This is a genomic window from Herbidospora mongoliensis (assembly GCF_001570545.1).
GTDB classification, from domain to species: domain Bacteria; phylum Actinomycetota; class Actinomycetes; order Streptosporangiales; family Streptosporangiaceae; genus Herbidospora; species Herbidospora mongoliensis.
In genome coordinates, this window is the sequence record NZ_BBXD01000014.1 from 447112 (window position 1) to 466853 (window position 19742).

Here is a 19742-nt window from a genome sequence, read left to right on the forward strand (position 1 = left end):
GGTGATCGTCGTGGCGGGCCCGCCGACGGTCACGTTCTGGGTGACGTAGCCGACGTCGAACTTCCCGGTCATCGCGCCGATGCTGGCGCCCTGGGGGACCAAAGCGACGGTGTAGACGCCGTCCACGGGAAGGGTGGCCGGGGGAAGCGAACATGCGGTGCTGCAGTATTCCGAGGCGATCAGTGTCGAACCGTCGGGCTTCTTCACCATCACTTTCGCGTTGAGGCTGCTGCCGAAGGTCCCGCCGGTGAACCCGAACGACACCTGCTGGCCTTCCTGGCCGGTGAACTTCCAGTGGCCGTTTTGGCCGGGCGAGGCGATGGTGATCGTCGTGGCGGGCCCGCCGACGGTCACGTTCTGGGTGACGTAGCCGACGTCGAACTTCCCGGTCATCGCGCCGATGCTGGCACCCTGGGGAACCAAAGCAACGGTGTAGACACCGTCCACAGGAAGAATGGCCGGGGGAAGCGAACACGATGTGCCGCAGTACTCCGGGGCGATCAGCGACGAACCGTCAGGCTTCTTCACCGACACTCTCGCGTTGAGGCTGCTGCCGAAGGTTCCGGCCGTGAAACCGAACGACACCTGCTGGCCCGCGACACCGGAGAACTTCCACGCGCCGTGCTGGCCCGGAGAGGCGATCGTGATGGTCGAAGCCGGATCGCCCACCGCCACATTCTGGACGACGTAGCCGGCGTCCAGCTTCGCCGTCAACGAACCCGTGACCGCGCCCGCGGGAACCAGCACGACTGTGTACACCCCCGCCACGGGAAGAGTCGCCGGGAGCAACGAACACGATGTGCCGCAGTACTCCGGGGCGATCAGCGACGAACCGTCAGGCTTCTTCACCGACACCGTGGCGTTGAGGCTGCTGCCGAAGGTTCCGGCCGTGAAACCGAACGACACCTGCTGGCCTGCGGCGCCCTCGAACCTCCACCGGCCGTTCTGTCCCGGTGAGGTCAGCGAGATCGGGGTGGCGGGGCCGCCCACCGTCACGTCCTTGGTCACGTCGCCGACGTCGAGTTTCGCCGTCAGGCTGCCGATCTGGTTCCCGGACGGGTTGAGCACGATCGTGTAGTCGCCGTCCACCGGGAGGATCGCCGGGGTCAGCGAACACGACGTGCCGCAGTAGGCCGTGTTGATGAGGGTCGCCCCGTCCGGCTTGCGCACCGAGACCGTCGCGTTGACGATGCTCCCGAACGAGCCGCCGGTGAAGCCGAACGAGACGTTCTGGCCGGCCAGGCCGGCGAAGGTCCACACGCCGTTCTGGCCGGGGACCGTCGTGGTCAGCGGCACGGCGGGGCCGCCCACCGTCACTGTGGCCGACGCGTCGGCGGGGACCTCCAGCACGCCCGCCGACAGGGTGCCGGTCAGTTCGGCGGCCGGATCGAGCAGGATCGTGTACGTCCCGTCGGCCGGGAGCGGGGTGACATCGATGGAGCAGGTCTGGCCGCAGTAGGTCCGGCCCACGAGGGTGCTGCCGTCGGGCTTGCGTACCAGGACGGAGGCGTTGAGCGAACTGCCGAAGGTGCCTGCGGTGAATCGGAAGGACATGCGCTGGCCGGTCGTCCCGGGGAAGGTCCAGGTCCCGTTCTGGCCGGGGGCGACAGTGGTCAGCGGGGTGGCGCTGCCATTGGTCGGCACCGGCAGGGTCACGTCGGCCGGGACGGTGGTGATCGCCGCGGTGAGTTCGCCGACGGCGGTGCCCTGCTGGTTCAAGGTGATCGTGTACGTCCCGGCGACCGGCAGCGTGGTCGGGTCGATGAAGCACGTGCCGCCGCAGTAGACGGTGCTCTTCAGCACCGTCCCGTCGGGCTTCCGGAGGCTGATGTCGGCGTTGGTACTGCCGCCGAACGTGCCGCCGGTGAAGGAGAAGAACAGGCGCTGGTTCTCGGCGCCGGTGAAGGTCCAGGCGCCGTTCTGCCCGGCTCCCGTGAGGGCCACCTCGACCGGCGGCCCGTTGACGGTGATCGGCACGGACACGTCGGCGGGGATCGGGGTGACGGCCAGGGCGTAGGGGCCGCTGTCGTCACCCTGCGACTGGACGTTGAGGCGGTAGGACCCGGCGGGCAGGTTCCTGATCTCCTTGTCGGAGCAGTAACCGCTGGCGACGCTCGTCCCGCTCCCGTTGAGCAGGGTCCACTTGAGGTCGGGGCAGTTCTTGACGTCGACGTAGAGCGCGCCGGGCTGGGCCAGGGTGAACTGGTACTGGTCCATGGAGACGACGGTCTCCAGATTGCCCGCGCCCGCCACCGGCTCTCCGCCGGAGACCTCGAGCGGCAGCGCGACCGGGAAGGCCTGGGGCGGCACGATCGGCATCGTGAGCTGGACGTTGTCGACGCCGAATGCCTGGTTGGAGATGCCGGCGACGCCGGTGGCGTCCACAGTGAACTCGATCTGGGTGTCCTGATGGTCGTAGGGCAGGCTCACCCGGTACTTCGCGAAGGGCTGCCCGCTGGCGAGGGTTCCCGTGGAGACCGGGGTCAGCTCACTCGGGGTGAAGGTGACCGGATCCTCCCGGTCGGTCCGCACGGTCACCTTCTCGACGTCGCCGTCCGAGGTCCAGTTGCCGACCGTGAGCAGGTCGAAGGCCAGGGTGCCGCCGAGATGGGAGGGCAGTTGCTGCACGTAGAAGCGGTAGGAGTCGGTGCCGCTGAACGGCCCGGCGAAGGCGGTGGTCGACGGGTCCTGCGATACGCGGGCCGGGCGCAGGTTCTTGGGCATCGTGGCCGACTGGAAGTCGACGGCCAGGTTGCCCTGGGTGTCGAGCGTGGCGGTGAGCGGGTCCACGACGGTGGTCACCTGCTCGGCCGCCATGGCGGCGAAACTGGCATCCGAGGTGAGGGCGATGTCCAGGACGCACGCGTCGAACACCGGGCCCGGCGGCACGTCCTGGCCCTGGCAGTAGGCGCTCGCCGCGGAGATCTGCTCCGGGGTCAGGTCGTGGACGGTGACGATCTCGGAGGGGAAGGCGAGGTCGGTGAAGGTCGCGGTGCTCTGCCCGGGTCCGTAGGTGAACAGCGACTCGTCGTTGGAGACGCGCCAGGAGTCGGCGTACTGGCCGTGGATGACGGTCGCGGTGGCGTTGGCGGGAAGCTGGGTGCCGTCGCGGAGTCTCAGGTCGTTGTTCGGGTTGCCGTCGGCGTCGCCCAGCAGGCCGACCAGGTCGTCTGGGGGCTCGGCGCCGAAGGCCAGCCCGGCGTGACAGCAGTCGCCGTCCCAGCGGAACACGCCGCCGTCCATGCCGTTCCAGAACACGTAGTAGCTGCCGCCGTCGCGCATGACGCCGGCGGTCTCCGTCAGCTGGGCCACGTGACCGGAGGCCAGGGTGACCGGCTCACCGTCGATGAGGAGGTTGTTCCCGATCTCGACGACGTGGTCGTCGACGAACATGGACACCCGATCGATGATCGACACGTTGTCGCGCCGTTCGACGAACCTGGCGTGGATGCGCAGATCGTGGCTGTCCGATTGGGCCAGGACGAACTCGCCGACGGACTGCATGTCGTAGGCCATCCGGTCCATCGTGATCAGGTGCGGCTCACCCCAGACCTTCGAGTACCGCAGCCCGCGCAGCCAGTCGAAGAAGTCGGTGACATTCCCCCAGAACATGGTCCACTGGATGTAGACCAGCGCGACCGCGACCGCGGTGACGATGGTGATGACCCCGGGGTCGACGACCGGCTGCGGGATCGGGTCGGGCACCGGCACCGGCCAGGGCTGCGGAACCGGGACGGGCACCGGAACCGGGGTGGGAACGGGAAGCGGATCGGGCAGCGGCTCGACCGGCTGGCCGGGCGTCGGCTTCTTGCATATCTTGACCTCCCCAGAAAGGGAGATGAGCAGCAGTCCGTCCTGCGGGGAGGTGACCGTGTAGGCCTGGGTCCGGAAACCGATCTCGCCCTTGCCGCAGCCGAAGTTGACCCAGAAGTAGTCGACGTAGTCGCGCAGCGCGTTGCCGAGCCCAACGTTGGTCATGCCCCGGTCGGTCATCGCCTTGATGTGCTTTTTGACCTGCTTGCTCCAGTCGCCAGGCTTGTAGTTGCTGGCGACCTTCGCCTCGATGATCTGGACGTAGGGCTGGGCCGCGGGTGAGGTCAGGGTGTGGTCGTAGAAGATGATGTCCGGCCGCGCCAGTCCGAACGTCGTCTCCCACTGAAGATTGGGGTGGATTCCGTCGGTCGGAGCGCTACCCGTGATCTTCTCGTGGAGATAGGAGATGGCTCGGGCCTGGCCGATGTATTCGACCCCTGCGTTCCCGCTCTGGCCGTTGTGCCCGCACTGGTCTTTCGAGTAGAGCTGCACCGGGCCGTTGAGCCTGCCGAGCAGGCAGCCGGGGCCCTTCTGAATACGCGCCCTGGTTTTCGCGAGCGTGCCGTTGACACAACGCGTGTCACCTTGGGTCGCCGGAACGTTCGAGTTGGAGTCGTTCGTACACGGAACCGCGGCATAGGCGGATGGTGCCTGTCCTATTGGCCCGTTGGGCACGATCAGCCCGGCGACCAGGGATAACACGACGACAAATATCTGCACGGTCTTGAGCCGCATGGGTTCCCCAAACCAGAAGTGCACCAAGATGACAGGAGTGATGACGCTGCTAAAATTCGCCCCGTTGAAAGGGATCTACCACACGGGCCACATTGCCTGCCAGCGCGTCAATGCGTTGACGAAACGGGCCACTGCCATGACGGAGGGTGATTATGGCGGGCTATCCTGCGGAATTCTCCTGGGATTCGCTCACGGAACGGCGTATTCACCGGGCGGCGCTCATAATCGAGGCACAAAACGGCAAGTCCGTCGCTTTCGACGGCGCGGAGTTCGTCCTGCTGCCCGCGCCGCCGGAGGGGAGGAGCATGCGGGCGCTGTCCCACGACGGCGCCCTTCTCCTGTTGACGGCCTCGACGGGGAACGGGGTCGGGGTGCGGGTTCTGGCCACGGGCGAGACGCGCTGGTTCGACAGCCCCGACCCCGATTTCGAGCACGACCGGCACGCGGCCTTCTCTCCCGACGGCACGGTTGTCGCGGTGCTCACCGGCGACGAGGGGGCCGAACCGAACCTCGCGGTGGTGAGCCTGCTCGATCCGGCCACCGGCGAGCGGCAACGGGTCTGGTCGGCCGTGGGGGCGGCGAGTTTCGAGTGTGGCGTGTGCTGGTCACCCGACGGCCGGCTGGTCGCGGTGACGTACCTGACCTGGGATGAGGAGAACGACGACGACGCGCTGTCCACCACGGTCATCGAGGCGGAGACGGGGCGGGAACTGGCGTCCTACCCGATCACGACGATCGCTTCCGCGACCTCGGCGAGCTGGGCGAGCGATCACCAGCTCCTCTACCGGGAGGAGTACGACGACCTGAACCGGCGCTTCGTCGCCGACCCCCGTGCCGGCACGGTCCGGGCCACGCCCGAGCTGACCGGACGGGTGTGGGGCGCGGTGGGGGCGCGGCATCTCCAAGAGCTCGCCGACCACGAGGATCCAACGGCGGAGGCCAGCGAGTTCTATACGACCGACCTCGACGGCCAGGACCGGCGACCGTTGTTCACCTACCGGCCGAGAGTCAACGCCGACCTGATCCATCTGGCGCCCGGCGTCATCGCCGACGCCGTGGACGGATAGATCCGATCCGGCTGACCACTGACCAGGCCGCGTCGCCGCGTCAGTCGCCGAAGGCCGGCAGCCTCATGTCGACCGCTGTCGTCCGCGCCTGCGACCCCGGCATCTCCCCGTGAGGATCACGGAAGCAGGCCGTGGTCGTGGGCGTAGACCGCCGCCTGAGTGCGGTCGCGCAGGCCGAGCCGCTGGAGGATGCGCGAGATGTGGTTCTTCACCGTGCCCTCGCTGAGGTAGAGCCGGTCGGCGATCTCCCGGTTGGACGCCCCGCCGGCCAGCAGCCGCAGCACGTCGAGCTCCCGTGCCGTCAGCGGCACCCGCGCCTCCGGGGCACGGGCGCCGCCGGCCGCCACCAGGCGGGCGGTGACCGCCGGGTCGAGCTGGGTGACCCCGGCGTGCGCGAGCCGCACGGCCGCCGCCAGTTCCCGTGCCGGGAGGTCTTTCAGCAGATAGCCGGTGGCGCCCGCGCGGAGGGCCTGGAGAACGTACTCCTCGTCGTCGAACGTCGTCAGCATGACCACCCGGATCTCCGGCGCGCGGTCGCGGAGCGCGGCGACGGCCCGCACCCCGTCCATCCGCGGCATCCGCACGTCCATCAGCACGATGTCGGGCCGCATGGCGACCGCCTGCTCGACCGCCTCATGGCCGTCGGCCGCCGTGCCGACCACGGTGATGCCGGGCTGCACGCCGAGCAGCGAGGCAATGGCCTCCCTGATCAGCCCCTGGTCGTCGACGACCAGCACCCGCACCGGCTCGTCGCTCACGGCGCGCTCCTCCGGGGGATGGTGACGGTCAGCCGGGTGCCCCCGCCCGGCGGGCTGCCGATGTCGACCCGGCCACCGGCGAGCTCCACCCGTTCGCGCATGCCGAGCAGGCCGTACCCCTCGCTCTCGGGCGCGAAGCCCCGCCCGTCGTCACTGACCACCAGCTCCGCGCCCCGCGGGTCCAACGACGCGGCGACCGACACGCGCCTGGCACGGGCGTGCCGCCGGGCGTTCGTGATGCCCTCCTGCGCGGCCCGGTAGAGGGCCCGCAACGCCGCCGGATCATGGCCGCCCTCCTCGCCGGAGAACTCCAAAACCACATCCGTCTGGCCTTCGACCAGGGCGGACAGGGCCTCTTCGAGGCTGAAGGACTCGCGCAAAGTACGCACCGAGCGCCGCACGTCCTCCAGCGCCCGCCGCGCCGAGCCGTGCGCGTCCGCGACCGCCCGATCGGCCGCCTCGGCGTCGAGGTCACGGAACGCGGTGGCCTTCTCCAGCAGCACCACGATCGCGGTCAGGTGGTGCCCGAGATCGTCGTGGATGTCCCTGGCCACCCGGTTGCGCTCGGCCGTGGCCGACAGTTCGGCGACCGCCGCCGCCGAAGCGGCCAGTTCCATCCGCGCCCGGCGCTCCTCGGCCGCCACCGCCGCCATGGTCACCGCGAGGACCAGCCCCACGCAGAACATCAGCAGGTCGGAGACCTGCCCGGCGTCGGCGAGCCAGTGCGGGTCCAGGATCGTGCCGACCGCCGCCAAGACCACGACACACCCCACGGCGAGCGCCACGGAGACCGTCCGCCCGAACGCGAAGTACGCCGTGAACGGCACCAGCACGAACAACACCCGCGACAGCCCGGCCCCGTCCGCGGACGCGACCAGCGTGAACAACCCCACCCGCAGGGCCAGCAGCAGCACCGGAGCGATCCGGCGCTCCCACCGGTCGAGGACGGCCAGCGCCGCCAGCCCGGCCACGAACGGGACCGGCCGGGTGTCGCCCAGCCCGGCCAGCCAGGCGTACAGACCCGCGACGAGGACCGCGCCGTAGAGCACCGGCGACACCCACGGCACCGGACGGGACAGGGCCATGCCCGAAAGACTACGGTCGGTCCGCATACTGCCGCACTGATCCCCGCACCGACAGCGACAACCAGATGAGCGTCGCGGCGACCAGGACGTGCAGCAGACTCGTCAGCGCGCTGTCCGGCAACGACGCGCCGACCGCCAGCGCCGTCAGCGTGATGCCGTACCCGGCGGCGGGCACCCGCGGGAAGACGCCCGCGCGCAGCATCGCCACCGAGAACAGGACCGTGCCGACCACGAACACCGCCGTCCCGCCGAGCAGGACGATCCTCGTGGGCCCCAGGAGCAGCTCCCGCGTCACCACGTCGTCGAGGAAGAAGACGACCAGGTTGAGCGCGAAGGCGATGCCGGCGAAGAGGGTGAGGCCGATCATGTTGACGGCGTACGCGACCTCGCCGAACCGGCCGGAGACCTCGCTCTGCCGCAGGTGGAAAGCCGTGAGCGCGGGCGGCCCGAAGGCGGCCCCCAGACCGATGACGAGGCTGGTGATCGTCGTCTCGCCGGTGAACGCCTCGACGGCGCCGGGGACGCCGACCGACAGGCCCATGATGACGCCGCAGACGACGCCGAACCGAAGAAGGGGAGAGGGCATACGGGAACTCCTTGACCGAAGGGATTCCGACGGTAGGAGTAGTGGCTTTCCCGGATAAGTGCCGCCGGTCATGGCGACGTCATGTGCCGTGCGGCACCCGAGGAGGTCCCAGCGGTTGCCCGCGAAGTCGAGGAAGACGGCCAACATGTCCACATCACCACCACCCCGGCCGCCAGGGCGGTGGTCAGTGACGGCGGGCGGTGATGATCCAGGCGCGCGAGTCGAAGTACACGCCACTGTCGGTCTCGTGGGCGGCGAGGGTGGCGCGTAGTCGCGCGCGGGCCCGCTCGGCCGTCTCGGTGTCGAGGTCGGCGAGCAGGTCTTCGTATTTCAGCAGGCGGAGCATGCTGTCCAAGGCGGTGGCGGTGTCCGGGCCGTAGTAGACGGGCTCGTGCACATCGGTGAAGCTGACGTCGGTGAAGCCCGCCGCCGCCAGGATGCCTCGCGCGATGGTCGGGTCGGCCAGCGAGAACGGGCCTGGGCCGCCGCCGGGGGTGTCTGTTGCGCCGGTGAGGCTCTGGCGGATCGCGGAGGCCCATTCGTTGCGGTCGCGATCTTGCCAGACCAGCAGCACGAGGCGTGCTCCGGGGCGCAGCGCGCGCCCGATATTGGTGAACGCGGCGACCGGGTCGGCGAAGAACATCACGCCGAACCTGCTGATGCACAGGTCGAATTGCGGCGATGGGAAGCGGTGAACCTGAGCGTCCGCCTGCTGGTAGGTGACGTTGGCCAGTCCCTGGTCATCAGTGAGCCGGCGGGCCCGTTCGAGCATCGGCGCGGAGAGGTCGACGCCCACCACGCTTCCCGTGACGGCGGCGCGGGCGGCCTGGCGCGTGGACTGCCCCGTACCACAGCCGATGTCGAGCACCCGGTCATGCGAGCCGACACGGGCAGCGGCGCGGAAGAGTTCGTTGTGCAGACGCAACTCCGCGTCGTAGTCGAACAGATCGGTCATGCCAGCCACGCTACGAGCCAAGGGCCATCGTGAAAAGCGATGGTTTCCGATTGAATTGATCGCTCAGAACGATGGCTGGGAATACGCTGGAAACCGTGACCGATCTCGAACTGAGGCATCTGGCCGCGATGGCCGCCGTCGCCGAGGAGGGCTCGTTCGGCCGGGCGGCAGTCCGCCTCGGCTACACCCAGTCGACCGTGAGCCAGCAGATCGCCGCGTTGGAGAGGTCGGTCGGCGGACCGGTGTTCGATCGGCCGGGTGGGCCCAGACCGGTGCGGATCACCCCGCTCGGCGCCGTCGTCCTCGAGCACGGACGCGAGCTGCTGGCGAAGGCGGCCGCCCTGGCCGAGGCCGTCGACCGGTTCAAGGCCGGCGACGGCCGGATCGACATCGGCACTCTCCAGAGCGTGTCCACGGTGATCCTGCCGCTCCTCGTGCGCCGGCTGCGCGACGAGCACCCCGGCAGCGACATCCGGCTGTCCGAGGAAGAGCCGGAGGCGCCGCAGATCGGCGATCTCGACCTGCTGTTCTACGACGGCCCCCTCAACGGCGACGTCGAGCATGTCAAGCTGCTCGACGATCCCTACCTGCTGGTGGCCGCGCGCGGCACCTTCGACGAGCATTCCGTCCCGCTGGGCTGGCTCGACGGCGCACCGCTGGTGGCCTGGCCGTCGACCTGCGACCAGCCCAGGATGGAGGAGGCGTTCACCCGCGCCGGCGTGAACCCGAAAATCGTCTTCCGTACGTCAGGCAACGAGACGCTGCTGTCGATGGTGCGGGCCGGGATGGGTTCGGCGGTGCTGCCGTGGCTCGCCATCCACGCCGCCGGCGTCGAGTCGGACGAACGGCTCCGCGTCCACGAGCTGCGACCGGCCGTTCCCGCGCGTGCGGTCTGCCTGCACTGGCGGGCCGGTCGTACCCACTCTCCCCTCGCGGCCCGAGCGATCGAGATCGCCGTCGACGTCGCGTCCGACCTCGTGAAAGGCCGCCAACGGTGATGGCGGCGGGTCGCGCGTGCGGCCCGCCACCGTCAGCGGTTATGCGAGAGGCAGTCGGAGGACGCTCTGGTTGCCGATCCCGAGGTTGGTCGTGGTGGAGCCGATCGCGCTCCAGACCTCGACCCGCACCGAGCCGTTGGCCAGGTTGACGTGATAGGACGCCACCCCCGGTGGAGCGATCGCTGGCGATGTGCACCAGACACCGTCCCGGATCACCTACCTGTGTTGCCCTGCGAAACGCTCAGCAGGACGCACTGGCCTTGTGCGCGAAGGCATCGGCCGAAATATCGACGGTGAGCCGTGCCGCGGGGCTCGGATCGTCAATGGCGGCGGCGCGGAAGTCCTGGGTGCGCGGGATCGATGAGGTCGGCGTACTCGGGGTGGGCCGCGATGTAGTCGGCCGTGAAGGTGCAACGGTTGGTCAAGGTCACGCCTTTGGCCCTGATGTCGTCCAAGGCGATTCGGACGAGTTCGGAGCCGATGCCCCGGCCGCGGAATTCCGGTTCGACGATCGTGGAGGTGAACACTCTGCGGGAGTCGGTGTCCTCGTACACGATGGCGCCGACGACCCGGTCGGCGATCAGCGCGTCGTAGGTTTGTGCGGCGGTGTTCTCTCGCACGGTGATCTCGTCGGTCATGTCGTGATCCTTTCGAGGCTGCTGCGGTGACGGGTGACCTCGTTCACGGTGAGGTGAGGTCGATGCCGAAGACTTCGCGCAGCCCTTGGTGTCCGGCCTCGGTGACGCGTATCGCGCGGGTCGCCTCGGACCTGCGGATCCAGCGGGCCTCGGTGAGCCGGTCCAGCAGGCCGCGGCCGAGGGCTCCGGCCAGGTGGTGGCGCTGTTCGCTCCAGTCGACGCAGTAGCGGATCAGCGGGCGGCGTGGCGGGATCTGGACGTGGAGGTCGGCGAGTAGATTCCGCCCGGAGTCGGTCAGGGCGTAGCCGATGTCGTGGCCGTAACCGGTGGGCCGGTCCTGCCGGGCCGAGGCCGGATCGAAGGTTCCGTCGCCGCCGGTCAGATGGCCATGGTCGATCATCGCGGCCATGATGTCGACGCCGAGACGACCGGCCAGGTGGTCGTAGCAGGTGCGGGCTTGCCGCAGTGCCTGTGCGCGGGTGTCCTGCCGCAGTGAGCGTACGGGTTGCGGAGGCGCGAGCCGCTGCAGGGCCTCGATGAGCTGGGCGACCGCGGGTCCGGCCAGGCGGTAGTAGCGGTGGCGGCCCCGAGCCTCCACGATCACCAGCCCGCCGTCGGTCAGCTTGCCCAGATGGCTACTGGCGGTGGCTGCGCTGATCCCGGCTTCCGCGGCCAGATGACCGGCCGGCAGGGCCCGCCCGTCGTCGAGGGCGAGCAGGATCCGGCACCGCGCCGGGTCGGCGACCAGCGCGCCAATCACGGCGATGTCGGCATCGCCGCCGGCCGCGGTAGATACGGTCGATAGCTGTCCCATATCTCCAGGTTAGAACGACAACGCTTCGACGGTCATGGAAGGGTCGCCGGATTACAGTTTAGATGTCCGAAAAGCACCGATTGGCGACACATGTGATGGGGAGGGGTCAGAAATAGCACAGGAGGAGCGAGCACGAGATCAGGCTGCGGCACACCCCGGCCAAGAAGAACGCCACAGATCACGCCGACTCTCTCGACCACATCCCGATGCGCTACCTGCTGGCCTTCACCGCGGTGGTCATCGCCACCGCCCGGGAGTACCTGGCCGCCGGCGGCGCCAAGGCCGAGAAGGTCGACCGGATGCACGCCGCGTTCACCAAATCGGTGATGTTGCACGTCACCGTGTGGACCCGGCCCTACGTCGACGACGCGGCCGACTGGTGAACCACGCCGGACAACCCGGAAATCGCCAGAGACAACCGGGAATCACCAAGGGGAGGAACGATGAACTACAACCTGACCACGCCCACCGGCGCCGGCACGGAGTGGATCGGCGTCGAACCCCAGGTGCTCGTGTTCGACGTCAACGAGACACTGATCGACTTCGAGTCGATGAACCCGCTGTTCGAGAAGATCTTCGGCGACGCCCGGGTCATGCGCGAATGGCTCGGCCACCTGATCATGTACTCGATGACGACCACCCTGTCCGGCCTGTGGGAGGACTATTTCACCCTCGGCCAAGGACTGCTCCGGATGGTCGCCGACGTCCACGGCGTCGAGATCGCCAAGGAGGACATCGAGGACATCAGACAGGCGATGCTGACCATGCCCGCCCACCCGGACGTCGAGCCCGGCCTGACCAAGCTCAAGGACGCCGGGTTCCGGCTGGTCACCCTGACAAACTCACCGTCCAACCCCGGCGGGCAGAGCCCGCTGGAGCATGCGGGGCTGGCGCCGTTCTTCGAGCGGCAGTTCACCGTCGAGACCGCCCGCGCCTACAAGCCCGCCCAGCAGGTCTACCACTTCGTGGACCAGGAGATGGGCGTGCCCCCGTCGTCGTGCTTCATGGTCGCCTGCCACGTCTGGGACACCGTGGGAGCCCAGAGCGCCGGCTACACCGCCGGGCTGATCACCCGGCCGGGCAACGCGCCGCTGCCGGTGGCCTCACTGCCCCAGCCCAACCTGGTCGCGCCGGACCTGTCGGTCCTGGCCGACCAGCTCATCGCGCGCTGGCGTCAGTAGAACCCCGGTTCGCCTCGTCCACCTGCCGGTGCGTGCCCAGCACGTCCTCGGCAGGCGGACACATCTCAGCGCCGGATGCACCGCGCCCTGAGCCGGTAGTTCGACATCGAGGTGGACTGCGTCGCGGTGTGAATCAGCGCTCTGCCCGTAGAAGAGAGAGCGCTTCCGCTCCTATAGTCCCGAGGCATGCATCACCGCAAACCGACCATTGAGGACGTCGCACGCGAGGCCGGTGTCTCACGGGCCACGGCGTCCCGGGCGATGAACAACATGCCCGGCTCCTCCGCCCGGACGCGGGCCCTGGTCGCCCAGGTGGCTCAAACGCTGGGATACCGGCCCGATCCGGCGGCGCGGGCGCTGGCGTCCGGTCGGCAGATGGCCATCGATCTCGTCGTGATCAACTACGAGCCCGACCTGGTCTGGATCGGCGGGCACCCCTACTTCGGCCGGGTCATCGCGGGGATGACGACGGCACTGGCGGGCACCGATGTCCAGTTGCGCATCCACGTCGCCTCCCTGGACAAGGCGGGGGAGCTCATCGACGCGGTGGCGCGGACGACGGCCGGGGCGGTCCTGGTCAACGTCACCTCCGACCTGGCGGTGCGCTTCTGGCGGCAGTGCCCGCACGTGGTCTCGCTCAACACCCCGGCGCCGATGGTCCCCCTGGTGGCCTCGGACAACACCGGCGGCGCCTACACCGCGCTCGCCCATCTCCACCGGATCGGCGCCCGCCGGATCGCGGCGATCCACGGGCCCTCGATCAACGCGTGCGCCACCAGCCGCCGCCACGGCCATCGTGATCTCATCGAGGACGCCGGAATGCCCGACCTCAGCGCCAACGGCGCATTCACCCGCGAAGGCGGATATCGGGCGGCGGCCCGATTGCTGGAACAGCATCCCGACATCGACGGCATGTTCGTGGCCAGCGACCTCATGGCCGCAGGCGCCGTACAGGCGATCACTGCCATCGGACGGAAGATCCCCGACGACGTCGCCGTGATCGGCTTCGACGACAGCATCGCCGCGACCTGCGCCAACCCGCCCCTGAGCACCATCGCCCTGCCGGTGGAGGAGATGGCGGCCACCGCCACCCGAGCGCTCCTGGACGGCGACCTGGCCCCCACCTGGCTGAGCAACTTCCCCGTCCGGCTCATCACCCGCCAGAGCACCGACGCCGCGGCGCTGTGCTGAGGTGACCGTCCGCCCCCCGGTCGCGCCCGCCATCCGGGCGACGAACATCGTGTTCGCCTGCTGCGGCTTCCACATGGCGAGCTGGGTATCCCGCATCCCCCAGTTCCGCGACCACCTGAACCTCGACTCCGCCCAGCTCGGATGGGTCCTGCTCGCCGCCGCCGCGGGCGCGCTGATCTCGCGGCCGCTGTCGGGGGCGATCGTGATCCGGCTCGGCCAGGCCCGCACCGTCGCCATCACCGGCCTGCTCGCCGCGCTCGGACTGGTCATCGCCGGCGTCGGCGACTTCACCCTGCTGGCCGTGCTGGTGGCCGGACTTCTCCTCATCGGATTCGCCACCGCCGCCTGGGACGTGGCGATGAACGTCCAGGGAACCGAGGTGGAGCGGGCACTGGGCCGCTCGATCATGCCCAGGTTCCACGCCGCCTACGCGGCCGGGACCGTGGTGGCCGCGGCCATCGGAGCCGCCATGATCGCCCTGCGGGTGCCCGTGGCCGTGCATCTAGCGGCCGTCTCCCTCATCGTGGCCGTGGCCGTTCCGCTCGCCACCCGCCACTACCTTCCCGGCCACCAGCCGATCACCAGGGGCGATTCCGGCGCGGTCCGCGCGTGGCGCGAACCGCGAACTCTCCTGATCGGCCTGTACGTGCTCACCTTCGCCTTCGGCGAGGGCGCCGCCAACGACTGGATCGCCGTGGCCCTGATCGACGGCCACGGTGCGGCCGCAGCCGTGGGCGCGATCGGATTCGCCCTCTTCCTGGGGTGCGTCACCCTGGTGCGCTGGTTCGGAGCGGGCCTGCTGGACCGCTACGGCAGAGTGACCGTGCTCCGCGCGCTCGGTGTGACCACGATCATCGGGCTGCTGCTGTTCATCTTCGGGCCGAACCTGCCGATCGCCCTGTTCGGGGCGCTGCTGTGGGGCGCGGGCATGGCCTTCGGCTACCCCGTCGGCATGAGCGCCGGCGCGGACGACCCCCGCTACGCCGCCGCCCGCGTGGCGGTCATCTCCACGATCGGCAAACTGGCCGCGTTCACCGGCCCGCCACTGATCGGCTGGATCGGCGACCGCACTACATTGCTCCAGGCCCTGCTGGTGGTCGCGGCCCTGCAGGGAGTGGCGTTGCTGATCGCCGGAACAACCAGAGAACAATCCGCAGCAGACCTGTGACGACCCCATGCCATCTCCATGCCAGAAAGCAAAGAGTCTTAGGTCGGCCATTGATTCCCCTCCAGGTGGGTGAGGTGCACGAAGGAATCGTGGGCTACGAGCCAGGTGGTCCCGTCTGCGCTTGCGCCGGCCAGGCCGTCCAGATCGGTCAATCCGACGAGGGTGAGTGTGCTCGGGTCGCCGATTCCGGCGGTCGCGAGCGTGCGCGTGGGGCTCCAGGAGGTCGACCACAGCAGTCGTCGGGTCATCTGTGCCCAACCGGTCGCCGGTCCGACCATCACCCACAGGTTGGGGCCCGACGGCGTGGTGATGCAGCCTGCCTCGCGCCGCTGCGGGATGACACGGCCCGACCTCGACATCGTGGCGGAGCCGGATTCTGATCGCGCCGCAAAGCGATAGAACGCTCGGGATGCATCGCTGTCGCCCGGATGCGGCGTCCACCAAGCACAGAAGTCTGAGGCGGTGATGGCCGGCGGCAGCTCACCTCTCGCGGTGGTTGGCTTCAGGACGGTGGACTATCTCAACGAACTTGTGAGAGCGCAGGTCAGCGCCAAGATTCAACCCACGATGGATGAGACGGGACATCGACAGCTCTGACCAGGCTGCTGCTCTCGGAGGCTCATCGCCGCCGGGATCGCAGGTCTGATCTACGGCGTCTCGTAGGTGCGTGCGCCCGTGGTTGTGGGTGGCGGGCCTGGCCGCCGGGGTGGTCGCCAGGCAGGCGGCCATGGTCCCGTTCATCGCGTGGCGCGACGGCGCGCTGACCGGCTACGAACGCGCGTCCGGCCGCCCTGGTCGGCGGGGTGACGCTCGTGGGGACTACCTCGTGAGCAGGGCGCATCGGCGATCACACGATCCGGTTCCAGAGTGATCACGAGGTCTCGGTTTCCGGCGGCTTGTCGGCTTCCCTGATGGAGTGCGACGAACCTGGCTGGGTCACCCCCTCGTCCCGCTCGCCGTGCTCGCGGTGACCGCAGCGGGCTCCGCTGCCGCTTACCGCATCGGCAAACAGAGGAGAGTGCCCGTTTGAGCCGTGCTTCGTGGATCGGCCATCCCCTGACCGTGCTGGCCCTGGTCGTGCTCGTCCTCAACGACCACCTGCTGAAGTACACCTGGCCCGGTATCGTCACCGGCAAGCTCAGCGACGTCGCCGGGCTCATCCTCCTGCCGCCCCTGCTCGGCCTTGTCATCGGCCGGCCGCTTCCGGCGATCGCGATCACCGGGATCGGGTTCACCCTGGTCAAGGCATCGGAGACCGGCGCCTGGCTGGCCTCGGAGGCGTGGTCGCTGGCCTGGGGACCGTCCCTGATCCGCGCCGACCTCACCGACCTGCTGGCCCTACCCGCCCTGTACGTCGCATGGCACGCCGCCAGGCACCCGGTCCCGGCCGGCAGGACCGCAGTCATCCTGCTCACCCCGGCCGCCGTGCTCGCGATCACGGCGACCGGCCCGGAGATCCCGTACATTCCGACCATCGCCTTCGCCACCGAGGTGCGCGACGGCGGGATCATCGTCCATGTCGGGCGCGACGCCGAATACAGCAGGACCAGCCACTTCATCACCCGCGACGGGCGCATCTGGGAGGAGTGGGAGGGCGCGGTCCTGGCCATCCCGGCGTCCTCCTCCTGCGCGGGCGACCGGTGTTTCCGCGTCGTCCCCGGGCGGCTGAAGGTCGAGGAGTCGGCCGCGGGCGGGGCCTGGACGGCGGCGTGGGAGGTCTCCCCCCGAGTGCAGGACCGGCTCGTCAGGGCCCATCCGCCCGACCGGCCCGAGGACGTCCAGCCGGTCGAGTCGCTCAGCGTCTCGGCGATCCCCGGCCTGGTCGTCGTCGCCAACGGGGCCGACGGGGTCGCGGTCCGTGACGGCGTCGGGACCTGGCGCCGGGTCGGCATCGATGACGACGAACTCGACCCGTCCGCGACGGTGTCGGTGAACGCGCCCGGCCTCTACAGCGCCCTGCTCCCCGAGAACGCCCTGCTCATCGGCATCGTGGCCGGATTGTTCGCGCTCGGTACGGGGGTGCGCAGACTCGGGTTCGCCGCCGGCGTGGCGGTCGGCTGCGCGGGCGCCTGGTACTGGCTGGCTCCCCGGGACGAGTTCAACGACGTCCTGCTCGGCGGCCACGGCATGCTGTACCCGCATCCCCTGCTCTTGCTGCCCCTGTTCCTCCTGCCGGTGGTGGCCTTCGCGCTGATGGTGTTCTTCGCCGTCATGGTCCGACCCCCGGCGTGGCTCTGGCCGTTCGGCCTCGCCACGACCGGGCTGGTCTGGCTGGTGATCATGGCCCCGTTCGAGGCCTGGAGCGCCGACCTGATCCCCACCTACGACCAGGCCTCGGTCGTGGCCGTCGTACTGGCCACCGTCGTCGGGACCTTGGCGGCTGTGGTCACGGCGCGATACGCGACACCGCGACCCCGTTCACTCGGTCACTGGCCGAGTCGCTGAGCGCCTGGTCGACCTGGTCGAACGGGTAAGGCGTCGTCTCGACGGTCAGCGGATGGGCGGCCACGTGTAGAACGCCGAAATGACACTACGAACGCCGAATTTCTGTCCCTCGCGGAGCCGGTCGGCGATGTGGATCCGCTCGGACTCGCTCCCGTAGCCGGGGCGCTATCTGGCCGTGCAGGTGATGGGCGACGGAGTCGCGACAGCTCCGCCGGACCAGCCGACTGCGAATGGCACCGTCACCGAATTGCCCGGCAGCAGTACGCCGTTCTGGGTGACGGTCACCGTGGCTCCTGGCAGGTTGTAGCCGTTCCACTGCAGGTAGCTCAGCCCGTTGGGAACCTTGAAGGTGACGGTCCACGAGGTGATGGGCGACGTTCCCGTGTTGCGCACCGTCAGCTCGCCCCAGGAGCCCGTCGTCCACTGGAGAAAGAACCGGATCGTCGCTTCGCAGGAGCGCGTACCCGTAGACGGTGACGGACTGGGTGACGGTGACGGTGACGGACTAGGTGACGGCGAAGGACTGGGCGACGGTGAGAGGCACGGTGATGGGCTGGGTGATGGGCTGGGCGTCGGCGACGGCGAAGGGCTGGGCGAGGGGGAGACGCTGGGGGACGCCGACGGGCTGGGTGTCGGCGACGGTGAAGGGCTGAACGAAGGAGAGGGGCACGGCGAGGGGCCGCCCGGCGACGGGCCGGCCGAAGGGGAGACCCCCGGGCCGGATGGTGAGGGCGACGGGCCGGATGGGCCGACGGGCGGGATCCGGATGATGAAGTCGTCGCCGGGGCCCGCCGTCCCCCTGCCGTCGCGATTGCTCGTCGCCACCCAGAGCCAGCCGTCCGGACCGACCGCCACGGTGCGCAGCCGGCCCAGCGTTCCTTGCAGTTCGGCCACCGCGGTGCCCACCTGGTTGCCGCCGCTGACCGGCACCGTCCACAGACGTTTACCGGCGAGGGCCGCGGCGAAGAGCGTGTTGTTGGCGTACGCCAGGCCGCTGGGGGATGCCTCGGTGTCGCTCCAGGTCACCAGGGGGTTCGCGTAGCTCGGGCTGCTGCACATGCCCTCGCAGGCGGGCCAGCCGTAGTTGTGACCCGGCCGGATGTAGTTGATCTCGTCTGTGGAGTTCTGACCGAATTCCGTGGCATACAGCCGGCCGGCCTCGTCCCAGGCGAGCCCCTGAACATTGCTGTGGCCGTAGCTGTAGACCGGTGAGCCGGAGAACGGGTTGCTCGTGGGAACCGCGCCGTCGCGGGTGATGCGCAGGATCTTGCCGCCGAGGTTCGAGCTCTGGGCGTACGCGGGGTAGCCTGCGTCGCCCGTGGCCACGTACAGCATGCCGTCGGGGCCGAACGCGATGCGCCCGCCGTTGCGGGACTGGCCCCGGGGGATGCCGACGAGGATCACCTGCTGGGTCTGCGGAGCGCTGAGCCGGAACCGGACCACCCGGTTGTCGGAGGCGGAGCTGATGTAGGCGTACACCAACTGGTCCTGCGCGAACGTGGGGGAGAGCGCGATGCCGAGCAGGCCCCCCTCACCTCCGGGGTACACGTTCGGGACCGTGGCCACCTGTACGGGCGAAGTACCGGGACGCACCCGCGCGATGGTCGCGGTGTCGCGTTCGGAGACCAGGGCGCTGCCATCGGGGAGGAAAGCCATGCCCCAGGGCACCCGCAGCCCCACAGCGGCGACCTGTGCCCGGGAGAAGTCGAACCCGCCTGCGCCCGCGGCGGCAGGCTGGGTCACGACGAGCGCCGTGGCGGCGATCACAGCGCAAAGGACGATGGAAAGTGCCGAGTACAGGTGCTTGGGCATCACACGCTCCGGGGCGGGATGGGGCTACCGGCTCATCCTCATCGAAAGCGCTGGCCGCGCCCGGGGCAATCATCGGGCTGCTACCCGCTCGCCGATCTGCGCGTACGCCGTCGGCCGCCCTCCGAGACGGGAAACTTTCACGACCCGGCGCGAGGCACCGTGAGTCGGTGGGCCGTCGCCGTCGAGCAGCCGCAGGCGGTGAGTATCTGGGGTTATCGAGTTCTATGGCCCGGCGCGGCCCACCTCGCCCCCGCACGCCACCTCGACGTCGGCTCCGGCGGCGGCCCGGTCGTAGAGGCCGCGGATCGCCGTGGCCCGCCTGAGCAGGGTCGGAGGACAGCCAGAAGTAGGGCACCTGCGGAGGCGGCTCAGGACGTACAGGCTGAAGTCGGGGAGCGGGCTCGCGGGCAGCGGGCGGCGGAGTCCGCGGCTGCGAACGGGAGTGCCGTCTGGCAGGCGAAGAGCGCCGTTCAGGGTCATGGGGGAAATATTGTGG

Annotated in this window: 18 protein-coding genes and 1 pseudogene; 8 read left to right on the forward strand and 11 right to left on the reverse strand. The window is 69.4% G+C overall.

Features of this window, described 5'->3' with window-relative positions:
• On the reverse strand, window positions 1–4548 hold a 4548-nt coding region (locus tag AW272_RS20990), incomplete at its 3' end, for a VWD domain-containing protein (protein ID WP_157518680.1).
• Between the two features lie 152 nt (window positions 4549–4700).
• Here AW272_RS20990 and AW272_RS20995 point away from each other — a divergent pair.
• Complete coding sequence (locus tag AW272_RS20995; RefSeq protein ID WP_066367731.1) at window positions 4701–5615, forward strand: hypothetical protein; 915 nt, start codon at window positions 4701–4703, stop codon at window positions 5613–5615.
• A 116-nt stretch (window positions 5616–5731) separates the two neighbouring features.
• On the opposite strand, the gene AW272_RS21000 is transcribed toward AW272_RS20995, so the two are convergent.
• The 4 genes from AW272_RS21000 to AW272_RS21015 form a co-directional block, all read right to left on the reverse strand.
• The gene (locus tag AW272_RS21000) at window positions 5732–6373 is read right to left on the reverse strand and encodes a response regulator (RefSeq protein WP_066367732.1); all 642 of its coding nucleotides are present in this window, start codon (window positions 6371–6373) and stop codon (window positions 5732–5734) included.
• On the reverse strand, window positions 6370–7458 hold the full coding sequence (locus AW272_RS21005) for a sensor histidine kinase (protein WP_066367949.1): 1089 nt from the start codon (window positions 7456–7458) through the stop codon (window positions 6370–6372). The genes AW272_RS21000 and AW272_RS21005 overlap by 4 nt, the downstream gene beginning before the upstream one ends.
• A gap of 10 nt (window positions 7459–7468) precedes the next feature.
• Window positions 7469–8044, reverse strand: coding sequence for a hypothetical protein (locus AW272_RS21010; RefSeq protein ID WP_066367734.1), 576 nt, complete (start codon window positions 8042–8044; stop codon window positions 7469–7471).
• Between the two features lie 184 nt (window positions 8045–8228).
• Entirely contained in the window at window positions 8229–8999 is a 771-nt protein-coding gene (locus AW272_RS21015) for a class I SAM-dependent methyltransferase (protein WP_066367736.1), read from the reverse strand.
• A gap of 95 nt (window positions 9000–9094) precedes the next feature.
• Here AW272_RS21015 and AW272_RS21020 point away from each other — a divergent pair, with 95 nt between their 5' ends.
• Window positions 9095–9997 (forward strand): LysR family transcriptional regulator, encoded by a 903-nt coding sequence (locus tag AW272_RS21020; protein ID WP_066367742.1) that lies wholly within the window; start codon window positions 9095–9097, stop codon window positions 9995–9997.
• Window positions 9998–10036: 39 nt separating this feature from the next.
• Here the strand turns inward: AW272_RS21020 and AW272_RS45650 are convergent, their stop codons facing one another.
• The 3 genes and pseudogenes from AW272_RS45650 to AW272_RS21030 all read right to left on the reverse strand — a co-directional run bounded on the left by AW272_RS45650 (window position 10037) and on the right by AW272_RS21030 (window position 11449).
• Window positions 10037–10162: a hypothetical protein gene (locus tag AW272_RS45650; RefSeq protein ID WP_275527305.1), complete on the reverse strand. Its 126-nt coding sequence runs from the start codon at window positions 10160–10162 to the stop codon at window positions 10037–10039.
• Window positions 10163–10317: 155 nt separating this feature from the next.
• Window positions 10318–10638: pseudogene (locus tag AW272_RS21025) on the reverse strand (GNAT family N-acetyltransferase); the annotation flags it as partial.
• A gap of 40 nt (window positions 10639–10678) precedes the next feature.
• Window positions 10679–11449, reverse strand: a complete 771-nt coding sequence (locus AW272_RS21030) for an ArsR/SmtB family transcription factor (protein WP_066367744.1) — start codon at window positions 11447–11449, stop codon at window positions 10679–10681.
• Between the two features lie 206 nt (window positions 11450–11655).
• On the opposite strand from AW272_RS21030, the gene AW272_RS42210 reads away from it, so the two are divergent.
• The 4 genes from AW272_RS42210 (at window position 11656) to AW272_RS21045 (ending at window position 14989) form a co-directional block, all read left to right on the forward strand.
• Window positions 11656–11832, forward strand: coding sequence for a protoglobin domain-containing protein (locus AW272_RS42210; protein ID WP_157518681.1), 177 nt, complete (start codon window positions 11656–11658; stop codon window positions 11830–11832).
• Window positions 11833–11892: 60 nt separating this feature from the next.
• A complete protein-coding gene (locus AW272_RS21035) occupies window positions 11893–12630 on the forward strand; it encodes a haloacid dehalogenase type II (protein ID WP_083958516.1) in 738 nt (245 codons plus the stop codon).
• A 186-nt stretch (window positions 12631–12816) separates the two neighbouring features.
• Window positions 12817–13821: a LacI family DNA-binding transcriptional regulator gene (locus AW272_RS21040; protein ID WP_066367745.1), complete on the forward strand. Its 1005-nt coding sequence runs from the start codon at window positions 12817–12819 to the stop codon at window positions 13819–13821.
• Between the two features lies 1 nt (window position 13822).
• Window positions 13823–14989: an MFS transporter gene (locus AW272_RS21045; protein ID WP_066367747.1), complete on the forward strand. Its 1167-nt coding sequence runs from the start codon at window positions 13823–13825 to the stop codon at window positions 14987–14989.
• Window positions 14990–15027: 38 nt separating this feature from the next.
• On the opposite strand, the gene AW272_RS21050 is transcribed toward AW272_RS21045, so the two are convergent.
• Window positions 15028–15237: a hypothetical protein gene (locus tag AW272_RS21050; protein ID WP_157518682.1), complete on the reverse strand. Its 210-nt coding sequence runs from the start codon at window positions 15235–15237 to the stop codon at window positions 15028–15030.
• Between the two features lie 419 nt (window positions 15238–15656).
• Here AW272_RS21050 and AW272_RS42215 point away from each other — a divergent pair, with 419 nt between their 5' ends.
• Together AW272_RS42215 and AW272_RS21055 are read left to right on the forward strand one after the other, a co-directional pair.
• On the forward strand, window positions 15657–15860 hold the full coding sequence (locus AW272_RS42215; protein ID WP_157518683.1) for a hypothetical protein: 204 nt from the start codon (window positions 15657–15659) through the stop codon (window positions 15858–15860).
• Between the two features lie 155 nt (window positions 15861–16015).
• Complete coding sequence (locus AW272_RS21055; RefSeq protein WP_066367752.1) at window positions 16016–17434, forward strand: hypothetical protein; 1419 nt, start codon at window positions 16016–16018, stop codon at window positions 17432–17434.
• A gap of 165 nt (window positions 17435–17599) precedes the next feature.
• Here the strand turns inward: AW272_RS21055 and AW272_RS42220 are convergent, their stop codons facing one another.
• Window positions 17600–19246 carry a PQQ-dependent sugar dehydrogenase gene (locus AW272_RS42220; protein WP_066367755.1) on the reverse strand — a complete coding sequence of 549 codons (1647 nt, stop codon included), beginning with the start codon at window positions 19244–19246 and terminating at the stop codon, window positions 17600–17602.
• Between the two features lie 222 nt (window positions 19247–19468).
• Window positions 19469–19726 (reverse strand): hypothetical protein, encoded by a 258-nt coding sequence (locus AW272_RS21065; RefSeq protein WP_066367757.1) that lies wholly within the window; start codon window positions 19724–19726, stop codon window positions 19469–19471.
• Window positions 19727–19742 lie beyond the last annotated feature (16 nt).

Coding starts and splice junctions, on each gene's coding strand:
- AW272_RS20995 (WP_066367731.1), top strand. CDS start 4,701: ATGGCGGGCTATCCTGCGGAATTCTCCTGGGATTCGCTCACGGAACGG.
- AW272_RS21005 (WP_066367949.1), bottom strand. CDS start 7,458: ATGGCCCTGTCCCGTCCGGTGCCGTGGGTGTCGCCGGTGCTCTACGGC.
- AW272_RS21010 (WP_066367734.1), bottom strand. CDS start 8,044: ATGCCCTCTCCCCTTCTTCGGTTCGGCGTCGTCTGCGGCGTCATCATG.
- AW272_RS21015 (WP_066367736.1), bottom strand. CDS start 8,999: ATGACCGATCTGTTCGACTACGACGCGGAGTTGCGTCTGCACAACGAA.
- AW272_RS21030 (WP_066367744.1), bottom strand. CDS start 11,449: ATGGGACAGCTATCGACCGTATCTACCGCGGCCGGCGGCGATGCCGAC.
- AW272_RS42210 (WP_157518681.1), top strand. CDS start 11,656: ATGCGCTACCTGCTGGCCTTCACCGCGGTGGTCATCGCCACCGCCCGG.
- AW272_RS21035 (WP_083958516.1), top strand. CDS start 11,893: ATGAACTACAACCTGACCACGCCCACCGGCGCCGGCACGGAGTGGATC.
- AW272_RS21040 (WP_066367745.1), top strand. CDS start 12,817: ATGCATCACCGCAAACCGACCATTGAGGACGTCGCACGCGAGGCCGGT.
- AW272_RS21050 (WP_157518682.1), bottom strand. CDS start 15,237: ATGACCCGACGACTGCTGTGGTCGACCTCCTGGAGCCCCACGCGCACG.
- AW272_RS42220 (WP_066367755.1), bottom strand. CDS start 19,246: ATGCCCAAGCACCTGTACTCGGCACTTTCCATCGTCCTTTGCGCTGTG.
- AW272_RS21065 (WP_066367757.1), bottom strand. CDS start 19,726: ATGACCCTGAACGGCGCTCTTCGCCTGCCAGACGGCACTCCCGTTCGC.